We start from the raw sequence: 12,840 nt of genomic DNA, 5'->3' as shown, positions 1-12,840 counted from the left end.
ATTCGGATAGATAAATGGATTGGCTATTTTCAGATGGCATCTACCTTCTACTCTTTTTTGTTGCTGTATTAGCAGGCTTTATTGACTCTATTGCTGGCGGAGGTGGGTTGATCACTATTCCTGCCTTGCTCTCTGCGGGAATATCACCCGTACAAGCGTTGGCAACAAATAAGCTTCAATCAGTGGGCGGTTCTTTTTCAGCCACACTCTATTTTATTCGTCGTCGCGTCATTGATTTAAAAGCACAGCGCTTTGCCATTTTTATGACTTTTATTGGTGCTGTTTCTGGTGCGATGTTAGTACAATTTATTAATCCTGAATTACTAAAACAAGCGCTACCTGTTCTTACTATCGCAATCGGTCTCTATTTTTTATTAACACCATCTATCGGAGCTAAGGATAGTAAGCAACGTCTTGGCTATTATACTTTCGGGGTTATTATTGGCGGTGGTATTGGCTTTTATGATGGTGTTTTTGGTCCTGGAACGGGATCTTTTTTCGCTTTAGGTTATGTCATGTTACTTGGTTATAATCTCTCAAAGGCGACAGCACATGCTAAATTACTCAATTTCACCTCTAATTTTGGCTCTTTGCTATTTTTTATTCTTGGTGGACAGGTAATTTGGACCATAGGTTTAGTTATGTTATGCGGGCAGTTTATTGGTGCTCGCTTAGGTGCAGGGTTGGTGTTAACCAAAGGACAAAAATTAATTAGACCAATGCTGGTCATTATCTCCTTTTTGATGAGCATCAAACTCATTCATGACAATCATGGTGATACTATTGCACTTTGGTTTTCTGCACTTTTTAATTAGGAAAGATAATTTTTAAATGTCAGCACATCATTATCAGCAGTTAATTGATATTTTTAATCAATGTTTTAGCGATAGTTACCAAACACGTTTAGTTAAAGGTGATAACGAGCCAATTTATTTGCCTAAGAGTGAAGAGATACCTTATCACCAAATCATTTTCGCACATGGATTTTACGCGAGTGCATTACATGAAATATCGCATTGGTGTATTGCTGGGGATGCGCGTCGTCAGCAGGTTGATTATGGTTATTGGTATTGTCCTGATGGGCGAGATCAAGTGACTCAAGAGCAGTTTGAACGAGTTGAAATCAAGCCTCAAGCTCTTGACTGGTTATTCTGCCAAGCAGCCAATTATCCATTTAACGTGAGTTGCGATAATTTAGACGGGGATTTTGAGCCAGACCGTTACCAGTTTAGAAACAAGGTGAGAGAGCAAGTATTAGCTTATTTGCGCGATAAAAATATCCCGCCACGTGCACAGCTATTTATTAATGCGTTACATTTGTTTTACAATACACCTGAGTTAACGCCGGAGCAATTTCCTTATCAGGAAAATCCCCTCGTTAATTAAGGATGACGAGATAAACTATCCTCGTCTATCCACTGCGCAGGTTTTAGTAAACCAATAAAGCCTGAGGTAATAAGGTTGCTATTGAAACATTGAGTGACTTAAATCTGATAGCAACATTATATATTGAGGATAAATAATGCTTTCTGAGTATGAAACGTACTTATTAGATAAAATTGATAGCCGTGTTGAACATGCTACGGATGATGAATTATTTGCTGGTGGATATTTACAAGGCCACATCACTTTAGCGATTGCGGAGCTTGAGCAAGAAAACAATACGCAATTATCAGCATTAAAATCCCGTGTAGAAGAGAGCATTCAAAAAGCTATCAAAGCAGGAGAGCTTTCTCCTCCTGATCAAATATTGGTTTTATCGACGTGGCATGATTTAGTTAACTCGATTAATTAGTATAAATAACCTATATTGAGAACAACCGATACTATCGGTTGTTTTTCTTTGATTGCTAACGATTAACCACATCGAAAACCTTGTTTAAGACAGTTGAGCTTGAAAAAGAAAGGATTTTATACAAAAATTCTCCTTACTATTTATCAATTGTTTTTATTTGATTTTTCAAAGTCGATGTCTCTTTCATTGATTAAAGCATAATAGTGCTATCTTTTGTTACTCCTTGCCATTTCTGCCAAATTACTTTTAAATGTTTTTTAGGAATGTTTCTCGGGATGCAAATGATTTGCATAAAATATTTATGATAAGGATAACAATACGATGAAAAATTTCTTTAAAATAAGCCTTATTGCTAGCACGGTATTGGTTTTATCTGCCTGTGATCAACTTGATTTAGATAATAAAAAAGATAAGTTTTATTACAGTAATCCCAGTGAAAAAAGCATGAGCTTTGTTGTTGATGATAAAACATATCAGGTTGAGCCGGGTAAAAGTGGTTATTTAACACTCTCACCGGGCGAACATAGTTTACAAGATAGTGCAGGTAATAAATCCACTTTTATGGTGTATGAAAACAACAATGGTGGAATTTTAAATCCTGATAATTTTATGTATTACCGTTTATCTGAAGTCTATGCTGTACAAGGTAAGGGAGATCGCTTTAAACCAACAGAATATAAAGTGGTTATTAATGGCTATCAGTTAGAAATGCCATTACAAAGCACGAATGCTACCTTGATTGATGGCAATGTATTTAAATGTACTTATACGTTAGGTGAACCTTTCCCCAGTGAAATTAAAAGCCATAATAAAAACGAAATGGGGAACATCAAAACCAAATGTTTTGATAAACCTGAATTAATCCAATATATTATGACTGATTATGGTCAAGATCTAAAACCACTTTCCCCTCAAGATGAGTATAACGATACTGTTAATCTAGCGTTAGACTACAGTTTACCTCAACCACAATTTACTGATCCTGATATTCAAGCAGAGGCAGAAAATTGGGTTGCATTGCTTGATCAAATTAAAGAAAGTAATGATCCTAATATCCATAAACAGCTTAAAACACCATTACATGAAGCAATAAATAAGTTATCAAAAGCCGATAGTGAAAGAGCAGTAAAAAACTCTGTTGAAGATAATAAATACTATAATTCTTTTATTCACCAAGCGAGCCAATATCAATCTTATGGGATCTTACCTAGAGATTAAATTTTTGGTAGAACGGATAAAAAGCCATCCTTATGGATGGTTTTTTTATAGGTAATTGATACTCTTAATAAGCAAATAGCAAGTTATAAAAGAGATTATTTATGACCAACGCATCAAATAAAATCGCCACTCACGAGATCACTATTCGGCCAACTCAATTGGCTGATGCCAACCAACTACCGAAGATTGAACAATCGGCAGGAGAGTTATTTAGCAGCATAAAAGAATTAAGTTGGATCAGCGAAAGTGGTGTACAAAGTGTTGAGGCGCATATTCAATTTATCCATCAACATGCCCACTGGGTTGCTGTTAATCATGACAATCATCCCGTTGGTTTTATCATGACGCAACAATTACCTGAAAGTGTATTTATTCATGAATTATCGGTAAGTAAAGATTGGCAAAATAAAGGGATTGGTAAATTGCTGATCCAGACTGTAAAAAATGAAGCTAAATTACAGCAATTTAATGCGATAACGTTAACGACTTTCCGCGATGTCCCTTGGAATGCCCCCTATTATCAGCGTTTAGGTTTCCATATCTTACTTGAGCATCAAATACCCTATTCTTTACAACAAATTTTAGATAATGAAGTAGAGCATGGGGGATTTGCGAGAGAAATGCGTTGTGCGATGAAGTGTGAAATTTAAATACTATAATAATTTAAATACTATAAAGATATTTAAGTAACCCATTAACAATAGTTACTTAAATATCAACCGTAATTTCAGTGACTGATCCTATGATTTTAATTCAATGGCTTTTCCGCGCAGTAATGGTCTTACCCAGAAACGATTAGGATGTAAGGCATTTAACACACTATCTTCTACAGGAAATGGCTCATCAAAGATTTGGCTTGCTAAGATCTCCGCAGATAAAGGTGCAGAGCATAAACCACGTGAACCTAATGCACTAATAATATAAAGCTGATGATAACTCGGCGCCAAAATAGGTGTTTGCTTTCTACGCTTAAATCGATCTAAATGCGTATAGGCGACAACTAATTTTTCAAAATCGGGTACTTCACCTAATAAAGGAAGGTGATCTCTTATTGTACAGCGGATCCCGACACGCGCATCGTTATCACTAAAATCTACCTGCTGTGCCCAAGGTGATTGTGCTAAACAGTGTGTGAGATGCCATTGATTATTTTGTTGCTCTTCAATTGAAACATTTAAATCTAGTCGATCACGACGAAAGCTTGCCCCAACACAATGCAGATTATCTTGAGGATCAACCGGCGTAAAATAGCCATCATAGCAGAGCACCGCTTTTAATTGTGCGATATCAGGTGTCGTTGAAATATGGCTAACTTGACCCCTTACTGCACTGATAGGCAGTTTTTCACTTTGTATAAAATCAGTAATACGGTGCCCATTAGCTAAAATAACACAATCATGTTGTGTTTTATACGTTGTTGCTTGGTGAGTCACCTCTAACTGCCAATGCTGTTGTTGTGAGGTTAATTGAGTGACTTGATGTTCAAAGAGTAGCTTGAGACCTTGTTGTTGAGCGTATTTTAATGCATTGGTGGTTAACTCTGTGGGAGAAAGCCAACCTGCTTGAGGATAAAAAAGACCATCTTGGTTGATAGCTAATCCACAAAGTGAATTCATTTCATCTTGATGAACATAATGAGCGAGTTGAGAAAAAGGTGTGGAATGCTCGATTATTCGCGCTATTTTTTTGCGTACTTTTTCATTATAGATAACTTGGGCAACACCAGACCATTGATGTGAAAAGTTTACGCCTTTATGGTTTAACTCATCATAATAACGGCGGGCATATAAAAAAGCGTTAGTGAAAAAGTGTTCTAACTCATCAGATTTACCATTAAGTAATGGATATAACACACCTTGCCGATTGCCTGAGGCATTTGCCGCAGGATGTGTATCTTCACAATAGAGCGTGACTTTGGCGCCTCTTTTTAAGCAGGCGAGCGCAGTTAATGCACTGGCGATCCCCCCACCGATAATGGCGATATCTTTTGTTTGTGTAGCACAAGGTCTGGCATAGTAGGGAACAAATGCATTGGCAGGAGGATGGGGAAATACCCCTGTTAACATTTCTCTTTTTTGACCAAAGCCTTTTATTTTCTTTATTTCAAAACCAACATGTTGCAATCCTCGTTTTACTATCCCAGCTGCGGTAAAGGTGGCAAAAGTGCCATTTTCACGCATCGAGTCTGCCATTGCTTGAAATAATGTTTCACTCCACATTTGTGGGTTTTTACTTGGTGCAAAGCCGTCAAGAAACCACGCATCAACTTTATTATGTAAAGCTTGGCGAGTTTGTGGCAGTAATGTATTGATATCACCGAACCATAAATCAAGCGTTATCGCGCCATTAGCAAGAATAAGACGATGACAACCGGCAATAGGTAAAGGCCACTGTGCACAAAGCGCTGTTGAATATTGTGCTAGTTCTGGCCAATGGCTATGGGCTGTTTGCAAATCAGCTTTAGTCAGAGGAAATTTTTCAAAACTGACATAATGTAAACGTTTTAATGACGCATCAGGTGAGTGATGACGAAATTGCTCGAAGGCTTGCCACAGTGTTAAAAAGTTTAATCCTGTGCCAAATCCGGTTTCTGCTATAACACACTCAGAGCGTACATGTGTACCAAAACGAGATGGAAAATGATTTCCATGTAGGAATACATGTCGAGTTTCTTCAAGACCATCTTGGTTGGAAAAATAGATGTCATCAAACTGTTTTGAAATCGGAGTACCAAGTTCATTCCAACTTAAAGAGGCGGTATTTATAGCAGTGTTATTCACGGAACTACCTGTATTTTACCAAAAATAATGGGCTATCTTAACGCTGTTCTTAAGCATCTTCCACCTTTTGAGTACGCAGAGATTTTTCATATTATCTGCATTTTTGTAAAAAAGATCCTGATCGGACTTGTTCAGCGTACAAGTGTACGCTAAAGTGCTATTCAGAAATCCCGCAGCTACAACTATTATTGTAAAGAGGTATAAATGAAGCGCGCAGTGATCACGGGTCTGGGTATTGTTTCGAGCATTGGTAATAACCAGCAAGAAGTGCTGGACTCTTTAAAAGAAGGCCGTTCCGGGATAACTTTCTCAGAAGAATTTAAAGAGATGGGGCTACGTAGCCACATTTGGGGTAATGTTAAGCTTGATACTGAAGGTCTTATTGACCGTAAAATCCGCCGTTTTATGAGTGATGCATCGGTTTATGCCTATTTATCTATGCAACAAGCGATTGAAGATTCAGGTCTAACAGAAGATCAAGTTTCTAACATTCGTTCTGGTTTAGTTGTCGGCTCCGGTGGTGGTTCTCCTCGTAACCAAGTACAAGGTTCGGACGGCATGAGAGCTAAAGGTCTACGCGGTGTAGGTCCTTATATGGTAACTCGTGCAATGGCGTCTGGTGTATCAGCTTGTTTAGCTACACCGTTTAAAATTAAAGGCGTTAACTATTCAATTAGTTCAGCTTGCTCAACATCAGCACACTGTATTGGTCATGCGGTTGAATTAATTCAATTAGGTAAACAAGATGTGGTTTTCGCCGGTGGTGGTGAAGAGCTAAGTTGGGAGATGACCTGTGAGTTTGATGCTATGGGGGCACTTTCAACAAAATATAATGATACACCAGCCAAAGCTTCTCGTACCTATGATAAAAACCGTGATGGTTTCGTTATCGCTGGTGGTGGCGGTATTGTGGTTGTTGAAGAATTAGAGCACGCATTAGCACGTGGTGCGCATATCTACGCTGAAATTGTCGGCTATGGTGCAACATCTGATGGTGCTGACATGGTTGCTCCATCGGGAGAAGGTGCCGTACGTTGTATGCAAATGGCAATGCAAGGTATTGATCATGTCGATTATATCAATACTCATGGCACATCAACGCCTGTGGGTGATTTAAAAGAGCTTGAAGCGATTGCTGAAGTTTTTGGAACTAAAACACCGGCTATTTCTGCAACTAAGGCAATGACAGGTCACTCATTAGGGGCTGCAGGTGTTCATGAAGCCATTTACAGTCTACTGATGTTAGAGCATGGCTTTATCGCACCAAGTATTAATATTGAAGAGCTTGATGATAAAGCGGATGGTATGAATATCATTACCAAACCAACAGAGCAAAAATTAGATACAGTGATGTCAAATAGCTTTGGTTTCGGTGGCACTAATGCTTCACTTGTGATGAGTAAGTATAAGAAATAGTTAGTTATACTTAGTTTTCCTTGTATAAATGATAAAGGCAGTTGCTTATAATAAGTGACTGCTTTTTTATTTTTTGTATAAATAAATTTGTTCTGCAAAATAAATAAAGATCCTTTTGGTTTTCTAGAAAACGATGTTAAAAAAATGCTGTAAATATTATTAAAGCATAATCTTATTGATTGTCATTTTTTTATCATACAGATCCAATAGATAAAATAACTATCTAATTGTTTAAAATTAGTTGTTTTCACTATAATTTTAAATCAATCATTTAATTAAAAACTGATTTTATAGATTAAATCCTTTATTTTATAAATAGTTAACTTAATGAAAATATCGATAGCATTAAAAAGGTGAGGGGAAAAATTGATCTGGATTATTTTATATTAAATAAGCAGGAGATATTTAATATAAAAGTTGGTAATGTTTGCAACGGATACTTGTATTACTTTATATTTTATACTTTGATTTTCTTGCCTTGGTTTTTATTTATAAAAACTAGGGGAGCAAAGTGACCGGCTAATTGCTTAGCCGGTATTTTTTTATTTATAGTCTAGCTGACATTGACTCACATCTCCTGCTGACAATCTGCTTTTTTTGTGACAGATTGACGACGGAAATTCAGTGGTGCTCTTAGTTTTTGTACTAAGAATATTCCCAATAAAATAACGCCTCCACCAATAAAATGATAACTGTGCATCTCTTCACCTAGCACCGCTACAGCGATCATTGCGGTAAATAGAGGAATTAAATTCATAAAGATAGAGGTTGTATTTGCACCTAATTTCATTACACCTAAGATCCACAGATAAGGCGCTAAAATAGAGGCTCCAACCCCTGCAAAAATAACTAATCCAACATTATCTTTTGTTAATGCAATACTTTCTGCGGTAAGAAAATTAGGTATTAGTAATAAAACACCAAAACCTATTTGTACATATAGAGACTGCCAATTAGGTAAAGGAATTGACCAACGTTTGGTAAGTACTCCGTAAAATGCATAGGCAGTTGATGCGATAAACATCATTAATTCACCACGTCCTAATCCTTGAGAAAGGAGTTGTGAAGGATCACCGTGGCTGACTAACCAGACAAGTCCACTAATAGATAAAATAGTTCCGAGTGCAATCCCTACAGTAGGCACGACACGCAGTACAAAAATACTAATAATAACGGTTAATAATGGAATAAGTGAATTCAATATTCCCATAAAGGTTGCTGTCACATAATAAGCCGCATAGTAAGCTAAACTTTGATATAACCCCATACCTAATGCGCCGAGAATAAATAATTTCCACCAATATTGTTTTACGGTTTTACGATGATGCCAAACAGGGACTAATAGAAACGGCGTCATCAGTAAAAATGCTAAGAACCAGCGATAAAATGAGATAGCGGCTGGATCTATCACAGATGTTGCCGCTTTATTGACAACCGCATTAATTGACCAAATAAGTACCGCTAACAGCGGGAAGATTATACTTTTCATTATTCTCACATCTATTTTTAAACCAGATGGCTATTGTAAGCCTGTCTGATTAGATATATATAATGAAAAGCAGACAACCGATAGACCAATAAAGACAAAACGATAAAAGAGCAACATTAAGATGACAATTGAACAACAAAAAGAGATGCAGTGGTTACTCTCTGATCCAGATACGGTCCGTTTTCGTGATGAGCAATTGCTTGCAGAAACTGAATTTCGTTATCATCAACATGAGTTTGGTCAATTGCTTTATGTGATCTCTGGAGTAATGGATTTAGAAGCTGGCGGGCAGCGTTTTTTAGCGCCACCTGAATTTAGTGTATGGATCCCTGAAAAAGTAGGGCACGCAAGCTACAATAAAAAAACCTTATCTTTTAAGGTGCTAGATATTGCACCCAGTTGGTGTGAAGGTTTATTGGATAAACCCTGTCTTATTCAACTAAGTCCTATTTTTTCGACGATTTTTGCCGATTTCTTCCGTCGTGGCGTTTGTAAACCGCAAACAAAAGAAGATATACGTTTATCTCAAGTGTTAATAGACCAACTAAAAGTATCTCCTATTCACCATACCTATTTACCTTCCTCAAGAGATAAGCTGTTAGCACCCGTTTTGGCAGCATTAGAGCAAAATCCTGCTGATAATACCTCATTAGAATTATGGGCAAAAAAACGTTATACCTCAGAAAGAACCTTATCACGTCGTTGTCAGCAAGAGTTAGGCATGTCTTTTAGTGAATGGCGTAAGCGATTACGTTTTTTACATGCTATCTCTTTGTTAGAGCAAGGAAAAAGTGTTAATGATGTGGCCTTTGATGTTGGATATAGCTCATCATCCTCATTTATTGCCATGTTTCAGCAATTTGCTGGAACAACACCAGAAAGATTTCGTCGCTTACCCAATGGTTAAGGTTTCTTTTCATATATTTACTTAAAATAGCGTCAGTTTTTATCGTCAATAATAGGCTTTACTTGGAATAAGTGGCAAAATAGACCGCTTAATTTTATTTTTGATCCTTTGTTTACACACATAAAAAACAAATCAGTGAGATAACACCGTGAAAATTCTGGTTGATGAAAACATGCCTTATGCGCAGCAGCTTTTTTGCCAATTAGGCGAAGTAAAAGCTGTACCGGGTCGCCCTTTACCTATTGAAGAGCTCGATGATACTGATGCATTGATGGTGAGATCGATTACTAAAGTCAATGCATCACTATTAGCGGGCAAACCGGTAAAATTTGTCGGCACCGCAACGGCAGGTTTTGATCATGTTGATACAGCATGGCTAGAGCAACAAAAAATAGCGTTTTCATCTGCGCCAGGTTGTAATGCGATCGCTGTTGTTGAATATGTCTTCTCTGCATTGATGGTGTTTGCTGAGCAAGAAGGATTTCAATTAACAGATAAAACCGTTGGCATTGTTGGCGTTGGCAATGTTGGAGGGAGACTGGCAAAACGCTTACGCGCATTAGGTGTGAATGTACTACTTTGTGATCCGCCTAGAGCTGATAGAGGGGATGATGAACAATTTCATTCTTTAGAAACGCTATTAAAGCAGGCGGATATCCTGACTTTCCATACACCGCTAAATAAATCGGGTCGTTATAACAGTTACCATTTAATTAATGAGAGCAACCTCGATATTTTACCTGAAGGTCGTATTTTAATTAATGCAAGCCGTGGCGAGGTTATTGATAATGCTGCATTATTATCAGCCTTAAACCAAGGTAAAAAGTTACGCGTTGTTCTAGATGTTTGGGAGCCAGAACCCGATCTTTCTCTTGAGTTATTAAATAAAGTTGATATCGCAACACCACATATTGCTGGCTATACCTTAGAAGGGAAGGCGAGAGGAACAACGCAGGTTTATGAGGCTTATTGTGATTTTATTGGTCAACCTCAACACGTTGAATTATCAACACTGTTACCAAAACCGTTGATCTCCACAATTTCTGTACAAGGTGAATTAACTCAAACATTACTCAAACAGCTTATTCATCTTGTCTATGATGTACGTCGTGATGATGCACCATTGCGCAAAGTTGCCGGTATCAAAGGGGAGTTTGATAAGCTACGTAAGTTTTACCCTGTCCGTCGTGAATGGTCTTCATTACAGGTGGTATGTGATAACCCGACAACGGCGAGCTTACTCAATGCTATTGGGTTTAATGCAACACATAAATAAGACGTGACATTATTTAAACATTTTACTGTATTGGAGGATATTTTATGGGAGAGGGTTGGAATATTGCGCTTGTGGGCGCAACAGGTGCTGTGGGTGAAGCTATTTTAGAGCTTCTGCAAGAGCGTGATTTTCCTATTGGCGAATTAACGGCGATCGCCAGTGAAGACAGTATTGGCAAAACTATCCGTGTAAAGGGTAAAAGTGTTGCAGTACAAGGTATTCATAATATCGAATGGGCGGATATTCAACTCGCTTTTTTTGCCGCGCCGGTTGAGATTAGTGCGCAATACGCACAACTTGCAGCAGATTCAGGTTGTATTGTTATTGATTGCAGTGGTTTATTTGCGATGGAGTGGGATGTACCTTTAGTTGTACCAGGGGTGAATACATCTATGCTGGCAGAGTATCGTAACCGCAATATTATCGCTATTGCTGATAGCATGGTAAGCCAACTGTTACGCGCTATCTATCCATTAACCGAAGCCGCAGGCTTAACTCGCTTGAATGTGACAAATTTGATGTCAGTATCTCGTTTTGGTAAACAAGCTGTTGATGAATTAGCGGGGCAAAGTGCGCGCTTACTGAACGGTGTTCCTCCAGAACTTGGTCGCTTTAATAAACAACTGGCATTTAATATTTTACCATTGTTAGTTGATAATGAAGGCTCTATTCAAGAAGAGCGCCAAATGGTTGATCAGATCCGTAAAATCTTGCAAGACGATGGACTACCTATCTCAGTAACCACATTACAAGCGCCTGTTTTCTATGGTCATGCACAATCTGTGCAGTTGGAAACATCACGTCCAATGGGAAGTGAAGAAGCACGGGAAACATTACAAGAACATGACTCCCTCAATATTAGTGATGAAAATGATTTTCCAACTCAAGTCACCGATGCCTCCGGTAATGTTAGCTTGAACTTAGGTTGCTTACGTAATGATTATGGTGTGCCTGAAGCGTTACAATTTTGGTCTGTTGCAGATAACGTGCGTTTTGGCGGAGCATTAATGGCTGTAGAAGTGGCTGAAAAATTAGTGCAGGAGCAGTTTTACTGATGAACGACCAAGAGAGTGCTGATGTGATAGCGCAGTCAATCAGTGAGCCTGCGATTGTGGCAGAAAGTACACCATTAAAGATAGCGCTAGGCATTGAATATGACGGTAGCCACTATTATGGCTGGCAACGTCAAAATGAGGTTCGTAGTGTCCAAGAAAGGTTAGAAAAAGCGTTATCTCAAGTAGCAAATGAGCCTATCTCTGTTTTTTGTGCCGGCAGAACTGATGCCGGAGTTCATGCAACCGGGCAGGTTGTGCACTTTGAGACAACGGCTCATCGCAAAGATGCGGCATGGACGATGGGGGTTAATACCCATTTACCACAAGATATTGCCGTTCGTTGGGTAAAAACGGTAGCGAATGATTTTCATGCTCGATTTAGCGCAACCGCAAGACGTTATCGTTATGTGATTTTTAATCATCGCTATCGTCCTGCTATTTTATCCTCAGGGGTAACGCATTTCCATTACCCTCTAGATGCACAACGAATGCATCAAGCTGCCCAATGTTTATTAGGCGAGAATGATTTTACCTCGTTTAGAGCCGTACAATGCCAATCTAGAACACCTTGGCGTAATGTGATGCATGTGAATGTTTCACGCTATGGTGATTATGTGGTGGTAGATATAAAAGCCAATGCTTTTGTCCATCATATGGTAAGAAATATTGTGGGGAGTTTATTGGAAATTGGCTGTGGTAATCAGGCTATTACTTGGATGGCTGAATTATTAGCCTTAAAAGATAGGACTAAAGCAGCAGCAACTGCAAAAGCAAATGGTTTATATCTTGTTTCGGTTGATTACCCTGAACGTTTCGAACTTCCTAAACCTGCAATGGGGCCGCTATTTTTAGCAGATAACCCATTTTAAATACTTTAAACATAAAATTACCCCGTTTTCTGAGG

12 protein-coding genes are annotated in these 12,840 nt (G+C 38.3%); 10 read left to right on the top strand and 2 right to left on the bottom strand.

Going from position 1 to position 12,840, the window contains the following annotated elements; genetic code table 11:
- Nucleotides 1-14 precede the first annotated feature (14 nt).
- The 5 genes from HMPREF0693_RS04430 (at nucleotide 15) to HMPREF0693_RS04410 (ending at nucleotide 3,663) form a co-directional block, all read left to right on the top strand.
- Entirely contained in the window at nucleotides 15-815 is an 801-nt protein-coding gene (locus HMPREF0693_RS04430; RefSeq protein WP_004243750.1) for a sulfite exporter TauE/SafE family protein, read from the top strand.
- Nucleotides 816-831: 16 nt separating this feature from the next.
- Entirely contained in the window at nucleotides 832-1,386 is a 555-nt protein-coding gene (locus HMPREF0693_RS04425; RefSeq protein WP_004243749.1) for an elongation factor P hydroxylase, read from the top strand.
- Between the two features lie 136 nt (nucleotides 1,387-1,522).
- The gene (locus HMPREF0693_RS04420; RefSeq protein WP_004243748.1) at nucleotides 1,523-1,795 is read left to right on the top strand and encodes a YfcL family protein; all 273 of its coding nucleotides are present in this window, start codon (nucleotides 1,523-1,525) and stop codon (nucleotides 1,793-1,795) included.
- Between the two features lie 321 nt (nucleotides 1,796-2,116).
- Nucleotides 2,117-3,013, top strand: coding sequence for a hypothetical protein (locus HMPREF0693_RS04415; protein WP_004243747.1), 897 nt, complete (start codon nucleotides 2,117-2,119; stop codon nucleotides 3,011-3,013).
- A 101-nt stretch (nucleotides 3,014-3,114) separates the two neighbouring features.
- A complete protein-coding gene (locus HMPREF0693_RS04410) occupies nucleotides 3,115-3,663 on the top strand; it encodes a GNAT family N-acetyltransferase (RefSeq protein WP_004243745.1) in 549 nt (182 codons plus the stop codon).
- Between the two features lie 90 nt (nucleotides 3,664-3,753).
- On the opposite strand, the gene mnmC is transcribed toward HMPREF0693_RS04410, so the two are convergent.
- Nucleotides 3,754-5,793: a bifunctional tRNA (5-methylaminomethyl-2-thiouridine)(34)-methyltransferase MnmC2/FAD-dependent 5-carboxymethylaminomethyl-2-thiouridine(34) oxidoreductase MnmC1 gene (gene mnmC / locus HMPREF0693_RS04405; protein WP_004243744.1), complete on the bottom strand. Its 2,040-nt coding sequence runs from the start codon at nucleotides 5,791-5,793 to the stop codon at nucleotides 3,754-3,756.
- 204 nt (nucleotides 5,794-5,997) lie between these two features.
- Here mnmC and fabB point away from each other — a divergent pair, with 204 nt between their 5' ends.
- Nucleotides 5,998-7,209: a beta-ketoacyl-ACP synthase I gene (gene fabB, locus HMPREF0693_RS04400; protein ID WP_004243743.1), complete on the top strand. Its 1,212-nt coding sequence runs from the start codon at nucleotides 5,998-6,000 to the stop codon at nucleotides 7,207-7,209.
- A 568-nt stretch (nucleotides 7,210-7,777) separates the two neighbouring features.
- On the opposite strand, the gene HMPREF0693_RS04395 is transcribed toward fabB, so the two are convergent.
- Nucleotides 7,778-8,698 carry a DMT family transporter gene (locus HMPREF0693_RS04395; RefSeq protein WP_004243742.1) on the bottom strand — a complete coding sequence of 307 codons (921 nt, stop codon included), beginning with the start codon at nucleotides 8,696-8,698 and terminating at the stop codon, nucleotides 7,778-7,780.
- 121 nt (nucleotides 8,699-8,819) lie between these two features.
- Here HMPREF0693_RS04395 and HMPREF0693_RS04390 point away from each other — a divergent pair, with 121 nt between their 5' ends.
- The 4 genes from HMPREF0693_RS04390 (at nucleotide 8,820) to truA (ending at nucleotide 12,805) form a co-directional block, all read left to right on the top strand.
- Entirely contained in the window at nucleotides 8,820-9,605 is a 786-nt protein-coding gene (locus HMPREF0693_RS04390; protein ID WP_004243741.1) for an AraC family transcriptional regulator, read from the top strand.
- Between the two features lie 148 nt (nucleotides 9,606-9,753).
- The gene (gene pdxB, locus HMPREF0693_RS04385) at nucleotides 9,754-10,881 is read left to right on the top strand and encodes a 4-phosphoerythronate dehydrogenase PdxB (RefSeq protein WP_004243739.1); all 1,128 of its coding nucleotides are present in this window, start codon (nucleotides 9,754-9,756) and stop codon (nucleotides 10,879-10,881) included.
- Between the two features lie 44 nt (nucleotides 10,882-10,925).
- Nucleotides 10,926-11,936, top strand: coding sequence for an aspartate-semialdehyde dehydrogenase (locus HMPREF0693_RS04380; protein WP_004243737.1), 1,011 nt, complete (start codon nucleotides 10,926-10,928; stop codon nucleotides 11,934-11,936).
- On the top strand, nucleotides 11,936-12,805 hold the full coding sequence (truA, locus tag HMPREF0693_RS04375) for a tRNA pseudouridine(38-40) synthase TruA (RefSeq protein WP_004243736.1): 870 nt from the start codon (nucleotides 11,936-11,938) through the stop codon (nucleotides 12,803-12,805). The genes HMPREF0693_RS04380 and truA overlap by 1 nt, the downstream gene beginning before the upstream one ends.
- Nucleotides 12,806-12,840 lie beyond the last annotated feature (35 nt).

The organism is Proteus mirabilis ATCC 29906 (genome assembly GCF_000160755.1).
In the GTDB taxonomy this organism is placed as follows: domain Bacteria; phylum Pseudomonadota; class Gammaproteobacteria; order Enterobacterales; family Enterobacteriaceae; genus Proteus; species Proteus mirabilis.
This window is presented reverse-complemented; position numbering and strand designations above follow the sequence as displayed.